20 protein-coding genes and 1 pseudogene are annotated in these 17623 nt (G+C 59.5%); 14 read left to right on the top strand and 7 right to left on the bottom strand.

What is annotated here, in order from left to right:
- Nucleotides 1-25: 25 nt before the first annotated feature.
- The 11 genes from AC1ECN_RS25915 (at nt 26) to AC1ECN_RS25865 (ending at nt 11620) form a co-directional block, all read left to right on the top strand.
- The gene (locus tag AC1ECN_RS25915; protein ID WP_024323637.1) at nt 26-961 is read left to right on the top strand and encodes a helix-turn-helix domain-containing protein; all 936 of its coding nucleotides are present in this window, start codon (nt 26-28) and stop codon (nt 959-961) included.
- 170 nt (nt 962-1131) lie between these two features.
- Nucleotides 1132-2076, top strand: coding sequence for a helix-turn-helix domain-containing protein (locus tag AC1ECN_RS25910; RefSeq protein ID WP_477954524.1), 945 nt, complete (start codon nt 1132-1134; stop codon nt 2074-2076).
- 126 nt (nt 2077-2202) lie between these two features.
- Nucleotides 2203-3609 carry an aldehyde dehydrogenase family protein gene (locus AC1ECN_RS25905; protein ID WP_024323635.1) on the top strand — a complete coding sequence of 469 codons (1407 nt, stop codon included), beginning with the start codon at nt 2203-2205 and terminating at the stop codon, nt 3607-3609.
- Nucleotides 3610-3612: 3 nt separating this feature from the next.
- Nucleotides 3613-5208 (top strand): GMC family oxidoreductase, encoded by a 1596-nt coding sequence (locus tag AC1ECN_RS25900; protein ID WP_130665037.1) that lies wholly within the window; start codon nt 3613-3615, stop codon nt 5206-5208.
- Between the two features lie 69 nt (nt 5209-5277).
- Entirely contained in the window at nt 5278-6534 is a 1257-nt protein-coding gene (locus AC1ECN_RS25895; protein ID WP_477954502.1) for an ABC transporter substrate-binding protein, read from the top strand.
- 84 nt (nt 6535-6618) lie between these two features.
- Nucleotides 6619-7485 (top strand): branched-chain amino acid ABC transporter permease, encoded by an 867-nt coding sequence (locus tag AC1ECN_RS25890; RefSeq protein ID WP_024323632.1) that lies wholly within the window; start codon nt 6619-6621, stop codon nt 7483-7485.
- On the top strand, nt 7482-8519 hold the full coding sequence (locus AC1ECN_RS25885) for a branched-chain amino acid ABC transporter permease (RefSeq protein ID WP_024323631.1): 1038 nt from the start codon (nt 7482-7484) through the stop codon (nt 8517-8519). Before AC1ECN_RS25890 ends, AC1ECN_RS25885 begins: the two co-directional genes overlap by 4 nt.
- A complete protein-coding gene (locus AC1ECN_RS25880) occupies nt 8516-9220 on the top strand; it encodes an ABC transporter ATP-binding protein (RefSeq protein ID WP_163861992.1) in 705 nt (234 codons plus the stop codon). The genes AC1ECN_RS25885 and AC1ECN_RS25880 overlap by 4 nt, the downstream gene beginning before the upstream one ends.
- Nucleotides 9220-9939 (top strand): ABC transporter ATP-binding protein, encoded by a 720-nt coding sequence (locus AC1ECN_RS25875; protein WP_024323630.1) that lies wholly within the window; start codon nt 9220-9222, stop codon nt 9937-9939. Before AC1ECN_RS25880 ends, AC1ECN_RS25875 begins: the two co-directional genes overlap by 1 nt.
- 15 nt (nt 9940-9954) lie before the next feature.
- The gene (locus AC1ECN_RS25870; protein WP_130675703.1) at nt 9955-10671 is read left to right on the top strand and encodes an SDR family NAD(P)-dependent oxidoreductase; all 717 of its coding nucleotides are present in this window, start codon (nt 9955-9957) and stop codon (nt 10669-10671) included.
- A 10-nt stretch (nt 10672-10681) separates the two neighbouring features.
- Nucleotides 10682-11620 carry a helix-turn-helix domain-containing protein gene (locus AC1ECN_RS25865; RefSeq protein ID WP_024323628.1) on the top strand — a complete coding sequence of 313 codons (939 nt, stop codon included), beginning with the start codon at nt 10682-10684 and terminating at the stop codon, nt 11618-11620.
- 21 nt (nt 11621-11641) lie between these two features.
- Here AC1ECN_RS25865 and AC1ECN_RS25860 read toward each other — a convergent pair whose 3' ends face one another.
- From AC1ECN_RS25860 to AC1ECN_RS25850, 3 genes are read right to left on the bottom strand one after another with little or no spacing between them, the layout of a single operon-like run.
- Nucleotides 11642-12031 carry a nuclear transport factor 2 family protein gene (locus tag AC1ECN_RS25860; RefSeq protein WP_024323627.1) on the bottom strand — a complete coding sequence of 130 codons (390 nt, stop codon included), beginning with the start codon at nt 12029-12031 and terminating at the stop codon, nt 11642-11644.
- Between the two features lie 9 nt (nt 12032-12040).
- On the bottom strand, nt 12041-12820 hold the full coding sequence (locus tag AC1ECN_RS25855) for a MoaF C-terminal domain-containing protein (RefSeq protein ID WP_477954498.1): 780 nt from the start codon (nt 12818-12820) through the stop codon (nt 12041-12043).
- Nucleotides 12821-12833: 13 nt separating this feature from the next.
- Nucleotides 12834-13619 carry an SDR family NAD(P)-dependent oxidoreductase gene (locus tag AC1ECN_RS25850; protein ID WP_024323625.1) on the bottom strand — a complete coding sequence of 262 codons (786 nt, stop codon included), beginning with the start codon at nt 13617-13619 and terminating at the stop codon, nt 12834-12836.
- 448 nt (nt 13620-14067) lie between these two features.
- Between AC1ECN_RS25850 and AC1ECN_RS25845 the strand changes: the two are divergent.
- Nucleotides 14068-14415: pseudogene (locus tag AC1ECN_RS25845) on the top strand (IS3 family transposase); the annotation flags it as partial.
- 124 nt (nt 14416-14539) lie between these two features.
- Nucleotides 14540-15073: a hypothetical protein gene (locus tag AC1ECN_RS25840; RefSeq protein ID WP_130673817.1), complete on the top strand. Its 534-nt coding sequence runs from the start codon at nt 14540-14542 to the stop codon at nt 15071-15073.
- Between the two features lie 18 nt (nt 15074-15091).
- Here AC1ECN_RS25840 and AC1ECN_RS25835 read toward each other — a convergent pair whose 3' ends face one another.
- The 4 genes from AC1ECN_RS25835 to AC1ECN_RS25820 form a co-directional block, all read right to left on the bottom strand.
- Nucleotides 15092-15268, bottom strand: coding sequence for a hypothetical protein (locus AC1ECN_RS25835; protein WP_163861996.1), 177 nt, complete (start codon nt 15266-15268; stop codon nt 15092-15094).
- 144 nt (nt 15269-15412) lie between these two features.
- Complete coding sequence (locus tag AC1ECN_RS25830; protein WP_130673816.1) at nt 15413-15805, bottom strand: PIN-like domain-containing protein; 393 nt, start codon at nt 15803-15805, stop codon at nt 15413-15415.
- The gene (locus AC1ECN_RS25825; protein ID WP_197727445.1) at nt 15802-16515 is read right to left on the bottom strand and encodes a hypothetical protein; all 714 of its coding nucleotides are present in this window, start codon (nt 16513-16515) and stop codon (nt 15802-15804) included. The genes AC1ECN_RS25830 and AC1ECN_RS25825 overlap by 4 nt, the downstream gene beginning before the upstream one ends.
- Nucleotides 16516-16898: 383 nt before the next feature.
- Complete coding sequence (locus AC1ECN_RS25820) at nt 16899-17144, bottom strand: helix-turn-helix domain-containing protein (protein WP_130674118.1); 246 nt, start codon at nt 17142-17144, stop codon at nt 16899-16901.
- A gap of 213 nt (nt 17145-17357) precedes the next feature.
- On the opposite strand from AC1ECN_RS25820, the gene AC1ECN_RS25815 reads away from it, so the two are divergent.
- Nucleotides 17358-17623: LysR family transcriptional regulator (locus tag AC1ECN_RS25815; RefSeq protein WP_477954494.1), on the top strand; the 266-nt coding region annotated here is incomplete at its 3' end.

The following is a 17623-nucleotide window of genomic DNA, read 5'->3' as shown; positions in this document are numbered from 1 at the left end:
CTAGTCCTTGCGTTCGCCTTCCACCATGGACAGAATAGGGAAATCACTTGTACTTTTTACGGCGGCCAGCATGAACGACATCGTCCCAAGTTTCTTTGTCTACGGCGAACCGGATCGCCCTTTGGAGATCGGATTTCTTCATGTCGAAACGGTGATGGCGCGAGCAAATCTCCATTCCGGCCAGGTTCGGGCCCATAAACATGATCGGATGATGCAGGTCACGTTCTGGACCAGCGGCAGCGGATCCTATTTCATAGAAGATCAACGTTTGGACTTTTTGGCGCCTGCCGTCAGCTTCGTGCCGAGCGGCGTCATCCACGGCTTCAACGTCGATCCGCTTGTTTCAGACGCGGTCGTCGTGTCGATCGCAGACAGTCTGCTGCCGTCGATCGCCGGTCAGACGACGCTGCCGCTGGATCGCCCGGTGATGGTGACGGGGCAGGGCGCGGAAGCGTTCTGGGAGAGACTTCGGCGGACCATGCAACTAATTCTGGAGGAGTACTCCGAGGGGAGAGGCCAGGCCGATACGATCCTTTCACCATTGGTTGCCGCCATGCTGACCCAGATCCGACGCCTGGCGTCCGACGCGCCGACGCTGGCACAATCGCCACAACGCCTGCTTGCTGGTGACCTTCGACGGCTGATCGACCGGCATTTTCGCGAGAACTGGCCGGTTGCGCGCTACGTTTCGAGCCTCGGCACCACGCCGCATCTTCTTGCCAAGGCCGGGCACATGGCATTCGGCCAGGGCGTCAAGGACATGATCGCCGAGCGTCGCCTGCTCGAGGCCAAGCGGCTGTTGCTTTTCACCATCCGATCGCTCGAGGACATAGCCTACGAGGTGGGCTTGAAGGATGCCGCTTATTTTTCGCGCTTTTTCCGCGCGCGGACCGGTATGCCGCCCAGTGAATGGCGGCGGCAAAACATAGCTGGTGAGAAGAGTCGGGATGACGGACTCTAGTTAACATGTGAAATATATTGACAGGGCGATCGATCTTCGACACTCTTTCAGTTTACCGGTCTCAGGTGTTGCCGCCTTTTTGCGCTTGTGGGAGAGTCGCGCGAGACGGACATGTCGTTGACTGACACTGTTGGGAGGCAGAGTTGGAGCTCTTGAACAATCAGGCCCTGATGCAACACGCATGGGCAACCGTTCCCTATGATCAATGGACCAGTGATCTCCAATCGATCTGCGGCAACTTCAATCCGAAAGCAATGGAGAGCGGCAAGGCCGTAACGGGGGCAGCCCGGCGTATCGATGTCTGCGGTATGGAGTTCGCCCATGTTTCCAATGATCTCGATCGCGTCCATCGAGATTGGGATGACATTCGCCGCGACGCCAACGAACACCTTTTTCTCATCATGCAGCTCGAAGGGTCCTGTGGTCTCGAGCACGTCGGCCTCCAGGCAGTCCTGGATGTCGGTGATTGCATTCTCGTCGACTCGACCCGGCCCACGACATTCCATTTCGGTGGACAGTTCAGCAATCATCTGTCGCTGCATTTGCCACGCCAGATCATGTATGCCGAAAGCCCGATCGATTTCGACATCGCCCGCAAACTCGAGGCCTTTGACCCGATGGCAATGATGCTGCGTGCGCTGGTGGCGAAGATCATGTCCAATTCGGCATCGGATGCCGCGTCCGCCAATCTGCGGCACCTGATGTTCAATGCGACGCGACAGGCCTTCGTCTCAAACGGCGACGCCATGTCCGCTCTCAACGACAGCGCTTCGCGGCGGCTGGAAATGGTCGACATACTGATCGACCGACACCTGACCGAGAGCGATCTCAGCGCCAAGTGGCTGGCGACACGGATCGGGGTATCCATCCGCACGTTGCAGCAGGATTTTCAAGGTATCGGCATGACCTGCACCACGGTCATCCGTGACAAGCGGTTGCGCCTTGTGCGTGAAAAGATTGCGCAGATCAAAGATCAAAGAAGCCCAAGGACGATCGCGGAAGTCGCCTATTCGGCCGGCTTCAATGATATTTCCTATTTCAATCGCAGCTTCAAGGATCTGTTCGACTGCGCGCCGACCGATCTGCTCAGGCCGGYGACATCAACCGCACAATAGTGCGGTTTGAATACTTGATGAGCCGACGGCCTGTTGCGTTTCAAACCAAGTCGCGGCGCGCTCCTGCCCAAGACGGCTTTCTTCTGCCCCGTCATACTCCTTCCAAAGCTCAGGGAGGAGCCAATCGTGAAGCAGTACAGTCTGTTCATCGGCGGAGCACGCATCGAGACCGCAACCTATGCCGACGTTCGCAACCCATCGACCGGCGAAGTCGTCGGTCAGATGCCGCTGGCGACGGCGGCGGATCTCGACCTTGCCGTTGCCGCCGCCTCAGTCGCCTTTCGCACTTGGAGCCAGGCGTCGGAAGAAGAGCGCCAGGCCGCCTGTCGCGCCATTGCCGAAAAGATCGCAGCCAATGGCGAGGAACTTGCACGCCTTTTGACGCTGGAGCAGGGCAAGCCTCTCAATGGTCTCGGTTCCCGGTTTGAAATAGGTGGTGCACTTGCGTGGACACGCCATACGGCAGAGCTGAATCTGCCCATCGAAATTCTGCAGGACGACAATGAAGGACGTGTCGAATTGCATCGCAAGCCGATTGGCGTCGTCGGTTCGATCACACCCTGGAACTGGCCGGTGATGATCGCTTGCTGGCATATCGTGCCAGCGGTGCGAGCCGGCAATACGGTCATCATCAAGCCCTCGCCGCTGACACCACTTTCGACGATCCGTCTTGTCGAGATCATGAATGAAGTGCTGCCGCCCGGCGTCGTCAATGTCATCACCGGCGAAAACAGCATTGGTGCAGCACTTTCCGCCCATGACGGCATCGCCAAGATGACCTTCACAGGCTCGACCGAGACCGGCAAGAAGGTCATGGCTTCGGCTGTCGCGACGTTGAAGCGCCTGACGCTCGAGCTTGGCGGCAATGATGCCGGTATCGTTCTTCCCGATGCCGACCCTGCACAGATCGCCGAGGGCCTGTTCTGGGGAGCCTTCATCAACAACGGCCAGACCTGCGCAGCGCTGAAGCGCCTTTATGTGCACGACAGCATTTATGAAGACGTCTGCGCACGGCTTGCCGACTACGCCGGCAGGATCGTGATCGGCGACGGCCTTGACGAAACCAGCATTCTTGGCCCGGTCCAGAACGAAATGCAGTTCAACAAAGTTCGCGAACTTGTCGATGATGCGCGCGCCAATGGCGGCCGAATTCTCGCCGGCGGCACGCCGATCGATCGGCCGGGTTACTTCTATCCGATCACGCTTGTTGCCGACGTCGACCATGGTGTTCGTCTCGTCGACGAAGAGCAGTTCGGGCCGGCACTGCCGATCATTCGTTACACCGATATCGATGAGGTCATCGCCCGCGCCAACACCAATCCCGCCGGGCTTGGCGGCTCTGTCTGGTCGGCAGACGCCGAAAAAGCTAAGCGCTACGCAATGCAGCTCGAATGCGGCTCGGTCTGGATCAACAAGCACGGCACGATCCAGCCGAACGCGCCCTTCGGCGGCGTCAAACAATCGGGCATCGGTGTCGAGTTCGGCTCCGAAGGGCTGAAGGAATTCACCACGATCCAGACGGTGTTGAGCTGAGCCATGGCGAACTTCGACTATATCATCGTCGGTGGCGGATCGTCCGGCTGTGTGCTGGCAAACCGGCTCTCCGAGAACCCGGAAAACAAGGTCCTGCTGATCGAATCCGGTCGGCGTGACACCGATCGCTGGATCCATGTTCCAGCGACCTTCTTTAAGGTTCTCGGCAAGGGTGTCGACATTCACCCCTATGCCTCCGAGCCGGAGAAGGGCCTCAACGGCCGCCCTTGCATTACCCCGCAGGGAAACGTGCTCGGCGGTGGCAGTTCCGTCAATGCGATGATCTACATCCGTGGCCACAGGAACGACTACGATACGTGGTCGCAGATGGGGTGTCACGGCTGGTCCTACGACGATGTGCTGCCGGCTTTCCGATCGCTTGAGAATAACGAGAGCCTCAGTGGCGAATTTCATGGCCGCAGCGGCGGCCTGCACGTCTCGAACCCTCGTCACCGCCATCCGCTGAGCGAAGCCTTCATTCAGGCAGCCACGGAAGTCGGCATTCCGTATAATCCCGACTTCAACGGTGCAGACCAGGAAGGCGTCGGGTTCTATCAGAGTACGACTTACCGGGGGCGTCGTTGGAGTTCCGCGCAGGCGTTCCTGCGCGACGCGGAGATAAGGCCGAACGTCACGATCCTGACCGAACGCAAGGTCGCCCGCATCCTGTTCGAAGGTCGGCGGGCGACGGGTGTCGCGTTGCAGGATGGCACCATATTCACCGCTACCAAGGAAATCGCCCTGACGGCGGGTGCGATCGCGACACCCAAGATCCTGCAGCTTTCGGGCATTGGCGAGGCCGAGCATCTCCGCTCTCACGGCATCAATGTGGTGGCCGACCTGCCGGGCGTCGGCGCAAACTATCAGGATCATCTCGAAGCGCCGGTTCAAGGCGAAACGCACGAGCCGATCTCCATCCTCGGGCATGACAGTGGGATTCGCGCCGCCGGACACATGGCGCGCTACCTGCTGTCGCATCGTGGCCTGCTTTCATCGAACGTCGTCGAATGCGGTGGTTTCGTCGATACGGCGGGCACCGGCCAGCCGGATGTTCAGTTCCATGTCCTGCCGGTTCTTGTGGGCTTCGTCGACCGCGATCCCGAACCCGGTCATGGTCTCAGTATCGGCCCCTGTTACCTTCGGCCGCGCTCGCGCGGCACCATTCGTCTCAGAAGCGCCGACCCGAATGACAGGGCGGAGTTCAACGCCAATCTCCTCTCGGACCCGGCCGACCTCGATACGTTGGTGCGCGGTGTCGAGACAGCGATCCGCATTCTGGATGCGCCAGCACTTGCGAAGCTTATCAAGCGACGCGTCCTGCCGAAACCGGGGGTCGAAAGTGATCCCGCGGCATTGCGAGACTACATCCGCCAGACCGCCAAGACCGTTTTCCATCCGGCGGGCACGGCGCGCATGGGGCGAGCTGACGATCCGATGGCGGTTGTCGGGGCCGATCTGAAAGTGCGCGGCGTCGAGGGTCTGAGGGTATGCGACGCGTCGGTGATGCCGACGCTGGTATCGGGCAACACCAATGCTCCGGTGATGATGATTGCGGCGCGCGCGTCCGCCTTCATGACAGGCAAGGCGATCGCCGGCTGAGGCAGAGATTCCACGATGGAAGACGTTCGCGGGGAGTGCGGACAATAACGGAAACTGGAGGAGGAAACGATGAGAATAGATATGAGGGGGCTGGTGGTCGGCCTCGGCCTGATGCTGCTTTCGGCATTCAGTGCTCATGCCGCTGCGTCCTGCGGCGACAATACCGGCAAAGCCGCGACCGGTGAACCGATTGTCATCGGTGCGATCACCGGCAAAACCGGTCCGGACGATTTTTCGAATTCAACCAGGGCGGCCAAGGCCTATTTCGACTGCTTGAACGCCAATGGCGGGATCAAGGGGCGGCCGGTCAAATATCTGGTCGAAGACGATCAGTGGAATCCTGAGACGGCCGCTCAGCTGGCCGCCAAGCTCGTCAACGACGAGAAGGCAGTGCTGATGGTCGGCAATTCGAGCTTTGTCGAATGTGGCGCAAACGCGGATTTCTACAAGAAGTCCGGCATTCTCGTCGTCGCTGGCGTCGGCGTTCCTCGCGAGTGCTTCTTTGCCGAAAACTACGCCGCGACGAATGCCGGACCGCGCGTCTCCACGCTGGGCGCCATGGGCTACGCATTGGATCAGCTCAAGGCAAAGTCGGTCGTTTGCATCGGTCCGAACATCCCGAACGTCGGTACATGGTCCTGCGACGGCATTAAGTCCCTAGCCAAGGAAAAAGGCTTCACGGCGGAAACGATCCTGATGGATCCCGGTACGGCCGACTCGACCTCGATCATCCTGCAGGCGGCGGCTTCCAAGCCTGATGTCATTATCCTCGGCCTTCCCAAGGGCGTCACAATCCCGCTTCTGACCGCGGCCGAAGAACAGKGGCTCAACCAGACCATCAACTTCCTGAGCGCGGCATCGGCTTATGACCTTTCGGTGCCCGGTACAATTGGCGCAGGCTGGGATGGTAATTTCTATGTCAACATGGAGTTCAACGATCTCGAGGCCGCGACGCCCGACAATCAGAACTGGCTTGCCGTCATGGACAAATATGGTCAGCCGTCCGATCCGCGCGACACGTTCGCCCAGGCCGGATATCTTGCCGCCCGGATTGCCGAGAAGGCACTGATGTCACTTGATCCCAAGGACATCACCCGCGAAAGCACCAGTGCCGCCATCCGGCAGGTCAAGGGCTTTGCCAGCGATATTTTCTGCGCGCCTTGGTATTTCGGCGATGGTCAGCCGCGCCACAATGCAAATTCAACGACGCGCATGGCAGTCAGCGAAGGCGGCAAGTGGAAGGTGATTTCCGATTGCGCGCCATCGCCCGATCCGGAGTTGGCCGACATCCGCGCCTTTGAAAAGAGCGCCGGAATAGCTCCATAAATTGAGGCATCACGCATCATCCCGTGGTCCGGGCCACGGGATACGCTGCCCGCCGTCTCTTCGGCCGCACATCGGAATCCGCTCATGACCTTTTTACCATTTCTGATATCGGGTCTCGGAATTGGGGCCGTCTATGCCCTCTCAGGCGTCGGCCTTGTCATCCTCTTTCGGGCAACCGGGGTCCTTAACTTCGCCTTCGGCGCGTTTGGTGCTATCGGCGCGCATTGCGCCTGGCAGCTTCTCGAATGGAAAATGCCGCTTTCCGTGGCCATCCTCGCGGCCGTCGTCGTGTCCACGGCGATCAGCTTTCTCTACGGGCGGATCTTTGCGCCTATGCTATCGCATCGCGATACGGTCGTGCGCGCCGTCGGGACCTTGGCGCCGGCCTTGGTGCTGATCGCCCTGATGGGAATTATCTGGGGTGAGCTGCCGCGTCGCCTGCAGTTTCCGACCGACCAGATGTTCATTTCCCTCTTCGGTGTTCGCCTGACCTATACGCGCATCATCGCCATCCTGCTTGCTGTGGTGATGGTTGGCTCGATCACACTGCTGCTCAATCGGACGCGCCTCGGCCTTGACATGCGAGCCTTGGCCAACGACCGCGACCTGAGCGCAATTCTCGGTGTTCGCATTCTCTACACAGAAACGGCGGCATGGGTCATTACCGGCATTTTTTCCGGTTTCGCCGGCCTGCTGCTTGCCGACCTCGTCCGCCTCCAGGGCACGTTCCTGACTTTGCTGGTGATCCCAGCGATCGCGGCGGCAATTCTCGGCCAACTGCGCTCGCTTTGGGAAACGGCTGTCGCTGGGCTTCTGATCGGCATTGCCGAAGCTGCGCTCACCCCGGTCGGCTGGATCTCACCCTATCGCGCCGCCGCACCTTTCATTATCGCGCTCGTCGCGGTGACGATCTTGGGGAGTACGGCCAAGGCCGTATTGAAGGACCGATGATGACTTCGCAACAGACGATACAGGCATTACCGGAGCGCGTTCCGGTGGCCCGCTTTCCCAAACAGCTTCTTCAAGTYCCCGCGACGATGGCTCTGTTTGCTGCCGTGGTCACGTGTCTTGCCAATTCCTACTGGCTGTCGGCCGCAACGTCGGCGGTGGCGCTGTCGCTCTCGGTGGCGGGGCTGGCGATCCTCTATGGGCAGCTCGGCCTGGTCTCGCTCTGCCAATTCGCGCTCGTTGGGGTTGGCGGGTGGGTAACGCTTCGTGTCGGCCACGCCTTTCACCCGCCGTTCGAATTCAGCCTTCTGGCCGGAGGCATCGTCGCTTCCGTGGTCGGCCTTGCCTTCGGCTTGCCGGCGCTGCGCTTGAGGGGGCTTTATCTTGCCCTGGTCACGCTGATGCTCGCGGGGGCGTTTCAGATCATCATCAGCGCCTGGGGCTTTCCCGACGGCGGCAGCGGTTTTCTCGGCCGCGCCGACGGTTCCGGCCGTGCCATGCTCCCCCGGCCTGAAATCGCCGAGGGAGCCGTCGGCTATTTCCTCTATGTTTGCCTTGCCGCGACGATCGCTCTGCTGATCGCCCAATGGCACAAACTGGGACGACCCGGCCGCGCCTGGGCTCTGATCCGCAAGGGCGAGACGGTCGCCATTGCAAGCGGCGTCAATGTGCTGACCTACAAGGCATGGGCATTCGCGCTCAGCGGCTTCCTCGCGGGCGTTTCTGGTGCACTGCTTGCCGGAAATGTCGGACAGCTCGATGGTCGTGCGTTTGGCGCCTTCGAAAGCCTGAACCTCTTCGCCCTGGCGATCGTCGGAGGCGTCTACAACTGGTACGGAGCGCTGATTGCCGGGCTGCTGCTGCGGGCGGTGCCGGCACTGCTGACCGATCTCGGGATCGATGGATATGTGACCATCGGTATTTTCGGCGTCGCTCTGTTCCAGGCATTGGCGACGGCACCATCCGGCATCGCCGGACAGATCGCCTCGCTGATCGCCCGGCTGCGATTCGGTTCGGCAAAGGAGAGGGCGCGATGATCGCCATCGACAACCTTGTCGTCCAGTTCGGCGGCGTCAAGCCGATCAATGAATTGACGGCGACGCTTGCTGCGCCAATCGCCGGTCTGATTGGCCCGAACGGTGCGGGTAAGACAACCCTGCTCAATGTTCTCTCAGGTTTCGTTAGGCCGGCTCGTGGCAGCGTCGCACTGAATGGCGAACAACTGCTCGACCTTGCACCGCTGCAGCGCGTGCGCGCCGGCCTCCGGCGGTCTTTCCAGACAGAGCAGGTCGTCGAGGATCTGACGGTGTCGGGCAATCTCGCCGCGATCGCAGATCATGTAGTGGCGCCGCTAAATCGCGCCGCGGCCATCGATGCCGCTCTTGCTTTTGTCGGCCTCCGACCGGTGACCGATAAGCTCGGCCAGTCGCTCAATCTGTTCCAGCGCCGTCTGGTCGAGCTCGGCAAATGCGTGATCGGCAATCCCAGGCTCATCCTGCTCGATGAACCTGCCGCCGGCCTGACGGAAGAGGAGGGCGGCATGTTTCGCGAACTCGTTTTGCGCATCCCCGCCGAAGTCGGAGCGCAAGTGTTGGTGATCGATCACGACGTCGAGCTCATTCGGGCGATGTGCAGCGAGACGATGGTGCTCGATTATGGAAAGCTGCTGGCGCTGGGGCCGACGGAAGCGGTGCTTGCCGACCCGAACGTGCGTTGCGCCTATCTGGGGGAATTCTGATGGCAGCGATCTCATCCGTGGTCGTTAAAAACCTCGCCGTCGAGCGCGGTGGCAAACGGGTCATCCACGATGTCTCCTTTGCCATCAAAAGCGGAGAAATCACCGCTTTGCTGGGTGCCAACGGCGCCGGTAAGTCGAGCACCGTTATGGCGCTTGCTGGCGTCCTGCCTATCGCTGGCGGCAGAATGCGGCTCGACGCGACGTCGCTCACCGGGCTTTCTCCCGATCGCATCCGCCGGGCCGGCCTGGCGCTGGTGCCGGAGGGCCATCGGGTGCTGGGCCAGCTGTCGGTGGAAGACAACATTCTCGTTGCTGCCTTCGATGGATCGCCTTCCGCCCGTCGGGAGGGACTCGAAAGAGCCTATGAAATATTTCCCGAACTTGCCCAGCGCAAACGCCAGCTGGCTTCCGATCTCTCGGGGGGCCAGAAGCAGATGGTCGCGATGGCGCAGGCGTTTATCGCCAAGCCAGGCTTCATGGTGGTCGATGAGCTTTCGCTTGGGCTGGCGCCGGCTGTGGTCAAGCGGCTGGCGGAAGCACTAAAGATAGCAGCCCAAAACGGCATCGGCGTGCTCCTGATCGAACAGTTCGCCAACCTTGCTCTCGATCTGGCCGATCACGCGATGGTCATGGAGCGCGGCCGGCTGGTCTATGACGGTGCTTCCACGACGTTGAGGGCCAATCCCGAAATCCTGCATGGCGCCTATCTCGCCAGCTGATCTCAAGGAGAGACGATGACCTTTGCCAACGATCTTTTTACCGGCCGAACCGTCGTTATCCCCGGCGGAACATCGGGCATTGGGGCTGCGACGGCTGAGCGTTTTGCTGCGCTCGGTGCCCGGGTCGTCTGCTGCGGCCTTGGCGCCGCCGGCGGACCACGCAGCGAGCGGATCGAGAGCCGGGACATCAACGTCCTTCAGCCCGGCGCTCTCGACGATTTCTTCGCGAGCCTCAATCAGATTGATGTGCTCGTGAATTGCACCGGCGTCAGCCGCGATCGCGACGAATGGAAGAAAGAGAAGTTCGATGAGGTCATAGCAATCAACCTGACGTCCGTCATGGATTGTTGTCGCTTGGGCCGCAGCCGGATGACATCCGGTTCGTCCATCATCAACATTGCGTCCATGTATTCGACGTTCGGCGCCGCAGATCGGCCAGGTTATTCGGCCAGCAAGGGAGCGATCGTACAACTGACAAAGTCGTTGGCGCAGGAGTTTGCGGCGGAGAATATCCGCGTCAATGCCGTCGCGCCGGGCTGGATCGTAACGCCGCTGAGCCGGGCATTGTTTGCCGATGAAGTCGTTTCGGCGCCGATCAGAAACCGCATACCGGCGGGACGATGGGGCGAGGCGGCGGAAGTCGCCGACGCGATCGTCTTCCTGTCGTCCGAGGCAGCACGCTACATAACCGGCGTCTGCCTGCCGGTCGACGGCGGCTACCTGACCTCATGAGGAAGACAGCATGGAACCGGTTTTCTCATCCGTTAAAGTTGCAGGGGGAAGGGATTTTCCGAGCGTTGCCCGCAGCTTGTTCGGCAATGTGCGGCTCGATTTTCAATCGGGTGACGAAGATCAAAGCCGGCTGTTGTCGGCAATGCTCGGCACCTGCCGCCTGACGCTGCTGGAAGCCGATACGCACACGGTTTTTGGCGAGCACGTGACCCTCGGCTCGGACTCTCCCGATGCCATCAAATTGGTTTTCCAGACACATGGCTTTTCGTCCCTCAACCAAAATGGCCGTAGCGTTCCAGTCGGCGCCGGCGCGAGCATCATGTATGATCCAAGCCGTCCCTATGTGCTGACCAACAGAACGGCTGTCCGCCTGCTTCTCCTGCAATTGCCCCGTCGCGCGCTTCCAGTTCAAGCGGTCAACCGGCTGATGGAGCCGTTTGTCGCCATGCCCGAACATGCGGGGATGCAGCGCATCCTGCTTTCGCTGATGGATTCGACAATCCGGGAGATCGGCAGGTTGGACGACACGGTGCGTGCCAGCCTCGGCCAGACGATGATCGAGCTCGTTCGCACCATGATCGGCGATCCGCAGCGGGAACGATCAAGCGCCCATTCCCTTGACCTGCTGCGACGGCGTGTGAAGGACTTTGTCTCGGACCACATCTCGCGGCCCGATCTCGATGTCGGCATGATCGCGCGCCGTATGGGTTGTTCCATTCGCTACGTCTATCGTGCATTTGAGGCCGAGGGCACGACGCCGGCCGACTATATCTGGAGCCTGCGGCTGGAAAGAGCCGCATCCCGACTACGGGACGCTGCATGCCGCCCGGGCGAAATATCGGAGATTGCCTTTGCGCTTGGGTTTTCTTCGAGCGCGCATTTCTCCCGGGCGTTTCGTGGCCGCTATGCGCTTTCGCCCTCCGATTGGAGAAAGGGCGGCCCGGCGTGAATCCGCGAGGCCGCCACGCGTTTATCGCATTGCGTCCGCTACACGCAGCGTGTCGGTGAATTGTTCGAAGCGCCGGATCTTGTCGTCTGCGACGCTCCAGACGTGAACGACACGCGCCTTGAAGGACTTGCCGGTCTGTCTGTAAGTCCCGGCATAATCACCGATTCCGATCACGTCGCTGCCTGCATCCAGCAGCCGTTCCAGGGCGAACGTGTAGCCGTCGAAGGCTTCTCCGAGTGCGAAAAAAACGTTTTTGAGAACCTCTTGCGGACCGACATAGGTGCCGGCACAGGGAAAGCCATCCATTTCCGTCCATCGGCAATCGGCGGCGATGTCGGCAAGCATGCCGTCCATATCCCGGCGCGCGTTGGCGTCGTAGTGTGCCTTCACGATTTCATAGGCTGTGCGCATCGTTCTGCCTCAAACTGGTTCCTGCCCGGGGAGATAGTAGGTCATCGACGCCTTGCGGATGAAGGCGCCCGCCGGGCTGTTCTGGATATGGCCATCACCAGTGATGCCAAGGAATTTGCCTGTTGAACGCATATCCTTGAAATTGTAGAAGAATGTCGAGGCGACAGCGATCTTGAATTCGCGGAAGGTGAAGATGTACTGATCATCGTCGAACTTGTAGGTGGTCGTCAGGTCGACGTCACCGTGCCCGCGTTGCACGCCGACAAGGCATTGCCATGCATAGCGTTGCGACKACAGATAGGTATGTTCGTAGACGTGGTTCGGGCTATAGGTGAAATGCGCCCTTAGCCCGATCAGATCCCGGCTTTCGGCGGGCACCGGTCCGCTGACCGCGCCGCCTTCGAGAATACCGGGTCGGAAAATCTGCGCCACCTGCGGCTCTCCGACGGATTGCTCCTTTTCGCGAACAATCGAATAGATCGAGAGAACGCGGCGGCTGGAAACGTTCAGGATCAAGGTCTCGGCTTCTTTGGGTCGACCCGCGAAAATGACTTCGACGAAGAAGGTGTCGGGCGCAACCTCGATGACTTCGACCTTGTCGGTTGCGCTGTCATCGCCGTCCGACCATTGCACATTGTCATCGTGGAAGGTGAGTTGAAGCTTGCGTCCGTCGTCAAAGGCGATCGCGTGGGATGAGCCGGAAAGGGCATTCGTCGCCGGCAGTCGGTTCGCGTCGATCCCGTATGCGAACTGATCGTAGGTTTTCCAGTCTTTCGGATTCTGGTTCATTATTGTCTCCTCCTCAGGTGAATGCGAGCGTGGGCAGATCGACAGTCCCGGCTCCGCCGTCGACGGTCAGGATGGCGCCGTTGACCATTGCGGCTTCCGCCGAGGCCAGGAAGCAGACTGCATTGGCGACATCTTCAGGCGTTGCGGGACGGCCAAGCGGCACGTCCTTCGTCACCAGGGCATAAGCGTCCTCGATGCTCTTCAGCTTGAATTTTTCCATGATGAATTCCATCTGCTCGTCGGCCATCGCCGTCGTCACCCAGCCGGGGCAAACGGTGTTGGTCCTCACGCCGAGGCGGCCGTAGTCCCGAGCCAGCGACTTTGCCAGGCCGATGCAAGCATGTTTCATGGTGACGTAGCCTGCGGCATCCGGACCGGCAAAAAGCCCCGCTATCGAGGCAAGCACGACGATGTTGCCCTTACTCTCGATCAGATGCGGCAACGTTTCGCGCGCACTGACGAAGGCCGTGTTGAGGTTGAGCCTGATGGCCAGATCCCAGGTCTCGTCCGACATGCTGACCGTGGGGCCGACACCGTGACCCCCGGCATTGGCCACGAGAATATCCAGGCTGCCGAACTGCTCGGCGACGGCAAGAGCGGCAGCCTTCATGCTGGCGCCGTCGGCTGCATCGGCGACAACGACCGCGGCTCCGATCTCTTCGGCAACGGCGTGAAGTGGGTCCGGACGCCGCCCCACGAGCGCAACATTGCCACCCTCCAACCGAATGCGGCGCGCGACCGCCGCACCGATTCCCGTTCCCCCGCCCGTAATCAAGGCGGTCTTGTTCTTAAAGCGCATGATGTCTCCTCTCACCTTGAGGAATATCATGGCCCAAAGCGGCGGAGCCGTCGTGTCCACTTCTGCAGTAAGTTTTGACTGAGAGTGCACAGACCACGGTGAGCAGACGATGTCGATTGGCCTGCCTGCGCCGAGGCCACCATATGCGTTCCATATATAGGCGTTACGCCTCAGAGATATCCTCGAATCTCGACCAATTTTACAAGTCTCTGTGCGATCAGGCCCCCGCAACCAAACTCAGGTAGTTAGCCTAGATGAGCTGCCTCGCGGGCAAGGGAATCCGGCGTGTTTCCGGAACTCGGTTATAACAAGAACTTTGGCCTTGATATATGCGGCAAGACCGAGGTTCAAAGCATTAGGTGAAAATCACCGAGCGCCCGACACGGTCGGCCGCCAGCAACACGCGCCCAAATCCCTAGCCGAGGTAGTACCTCCCGATGGCTCTCAGATGAGGGCAATGGGTCTTCAGGGCATCGTCCGTGGCAAGCCGATCCGCACGACGATTAACGACAAGGCCGCTCCATGCCCGCTCGACCGCGTGAACCGGCAGTGACGGGCGAGCCGGACCGCCCATGCGAGTTTCGTCTTCGATCCCTTGGACCAGGCGCTTCATGATCGACGGGCCATCCATCGCGGCGGCCTCATCCATCATTCCGACAAGGACGTACAAGAGGTGTCAATTCGGTTTTCCGAGCGGCTGGCAGAGGCGGGCATCGAGCTCTCCGTCGGAAGTGTTGGCGACAGTTATGACTATGCTCTCGCCGAAACGATCAACGGCCTTTACAAGGCTGAGGTCACGCCCTTGTTATTCGGACTAGTCTCGGTTGGTGACTCCCCAACCCTATCCATCTGGTGAAGGGGGATTTGGTGTCGACTAGCGAAATGCCCCATCTTTGATTACGAAGAAGCACACGACTGAAATGGGTGTACTGCAATTGCTTCTTTCAAACTGGCATTTCCCACCAGTGCCTGTACTTTTGCTGCTCGGCGGCCTGTGGATTCTGTTTCGTGAGAAGCCAAGAACTCCGTTGACAGGGCTGGCAACTCTTCCGATCTTGGCTTTCGCTTATGCCAATGTTTTCCCGATCTACTTTATTCGGACAGGGTTTTCTATCGCCTCGACGGTCGCAGCGACGAGCTTACCTTGCCTGTTTTTGACGATAGTTTTACAGAGACTGTTGAGTGTGAAAATTGCCGGCAGAGCTGAATACTCTGATGCGAAAACCACTAAAGACGCCCTTCTAGCATTCGTGAGCGCGACAGCCATAGTCCTCGTCACAGCATACACCCCCGATCATTGCTTCACAGCGAAATGCAAACTTGGCGCGATTTTAATCGGGTCTAGCCCCTTCGCCAATTTTTGGTTCGCCAGCTTCTTCGGCGGGTTAACAACGTTAGGGTCTCTGTTAGCTCTCTACCTCGTCGTCAATCGGCGCAGTGCGCTCCGGGGATGACGAGAGCGGTTGGCCAAGTCACAAAAAGCGTGGCATCTGGCACAGATCGTCCAACGCGCTTTGTGTCTGCATGAAGCCACCCTGGAGAGCGTTTCTCTGGTCACGGTCTTCAATCGCGTGTGACGCCATTTCGATCAGTCGGAGTTGGTCCCGCACGTGGTTGGCTTTGTCGATCAGATCTACTCGATAGCTCATGGCCGTCTCCCGAAAAGATCAGCTAGTTCGGAGGCGGTGGCTCATCACACCAGCGGCGCTCGTGAATATCAAGCCACGCGCGTTGGTATCGCGCCGCACCATAGTCGAGGGAGGCAATCGGGTTTCTAGCGTGGGCGATCCGTCCTACAGCTGCTTGACCCTCGTGCTCGTCATTGGCAGCTCGAACATCGCACCGCCCTGTACGAGCCCCGCCTGCGTTTCGATCGTCTGCCAAAGCGCAAGGATGCGCTCCATCTGCTTAATGAGCGGCGACTTGTAGAGACCCTTGGAGAGGAAGAACCCTACCAAGTGAGAGCTTCTGAAGGCGTTGTATTCGGCTTTGTTACGAGTGATCCGCCGATCGCCGGAGATTACAATCCATCGCCCCTCGGCACTGAGCTCCCCGATCCATTGCACGTCCTTCACGGCGGGACCAAACCGCTCCCGAACATGGATGATTTCGTGCTTTCCAGAAAACAATGCGTGTAGGGAGCGGGCGAGCGCAGGCGGAAGGTTTTCGTCCACCAAAACCTTCACGCAGCTCTCTTTAATCCATGTTCAAACTGCATCGCGTCGCGAACCACGCTGACCGACACCTCGAATATTCGCGCGACATCCTCGACCGATCCCTCTGCCTCGACAGCTTCAGCAAGCGCAATAGTTGGAACGCCAGACTGTGCGGCAACCGGCTGACCGAATGCGCGACCGGGATCAATCACGATCGACTGCTTGCCGTTGAAAGGACGCCACCGGGCAACGGCATCGTCCTCGATATCGAGGTCTTTGAACGTGCGCTCAACGACCTGCTGGAACACGTACTGTCGGCGTTTTAAATCGAGAAGCTTCGGCTCTAAGGATCGCTCGATGCTCTGTAGGAAGATAGTGCGGCCGTCCGTCTGAAAGCGACGCGTGGAGAACGGTCGCTCGTCGTTCGCGAATGTGCGCGCAAAGTCGAGGCAGTTGCGTATCGCCAATAGGCCGACGCCAGCGTCTATGAATTCCTTCACGAACCGAAGCTCGATGAGATCGCGGAAGCCGATTTCCAGATGCTCCTCGATCTCCGCATGCTGGGTTGTCCAGAGCGGCGGCATGTGGTGCTCTTTGCCCGAACTCCGGAAGGTGTAGCCGCGAAGCCAGCGGTTCACGTTGAGAGCGGACGTTTTCAAAAGCCTAGCGGCCTCCGGCGCGGTGTACGAACCTACGCCGATCGCATCAACAATCGATGAGTGTCCTTGCGTCGAAACCATGTACGGCAACCTACTGATATCCACACGGCCCGCAAGATGGATAGTCCAAGTGCGGAAGGTTTATTTTGAAACCTTGAGGGAGACACAGCCGGTGAACCGTCGACGCGTTCCCAAGCGGGGACATCTGAGCATAATTCCCCACCTTTCGGGGTCTTGAGGTGTTGTGAAGTGATATCGGGCCGTGATCTTCGCGCTTCGGTCCGGCAACACTAGCCCGGTATGTGCAAGCTGCGGTGCAAGCGGTGTTCAGCCACTGTCCGAAAATGTCGCAATTTCAGCTATTTATTCAAATGAAATGGCGGAGAGGGTGGAATTTGAACCCACGAGACCCTTGCAGGTATGCCGCATTTCGAGTGCGGTACATTCAACCACTCTGCTTCCTCTCACTTCGGGTCTTTAAACCTAACGCCCACTCCTCCACCGTTCCTGGTGATGAACTGAATCCCGGCATTTTCCAGTGTCATTCGGATTAATTTCGAATTTGCAGCTGTGATCGATGGCGGACCGTCCTCCGCTTCTGCACGCCGTATCGTCGACAACCCTACGCTGGCCGACTCTGCAAGATCTTCAGCCGTCCATCGGAGTAGAGCCCTCGCCGCCCGAATCTGAGCCCCGGTTATTTCGCTCATTATTTTCGATTTCTCATTGAAACTTTTTAGTTCATGTGCAATGTTTTGGTTCAGATCAGCCGTATTCGGTGTTTGAGCCACCGAATACGGCCTGACCACAACCTAAGCTGTCAGGAGCTCGGATCATGGCTGATTCCGACAATAGCAGAACTTTGTCTGCCGTCACGCTGGGTGACCTCCATTACGCGGTTGCGGCATAGGGGAGGCGTCATCGTGGAACTACGCCAGCTCTCCTACTTCGTTGCCGTCGCCGAGGAACTGCATTTCGGCCGGGCGGCAGCCAAGGTSCGCATCGCCCAGCCGGCGCTCAGCAATCATGTGCAGGCGCTGGAGCGGGAACTCGGTTGTCCGCTGTTCATTCGCTCGACCCGGCGGGTGGAACTGACGCGGGCAGGGGAGATCTTCCACGAACGCTGCGTCGGGATCCTGAGCGAGGTCGATCTTTCCGCCGAGATCACCAGGGCGGTGGCCGGCAAGAC

The sequence above is a fragment of the Rhizobium sp. 01N447_2 genome, from assembly GCF_056399245.1.
This window is presented reverse-complemented; position numbering and strand designations above follow the sequence as displayed.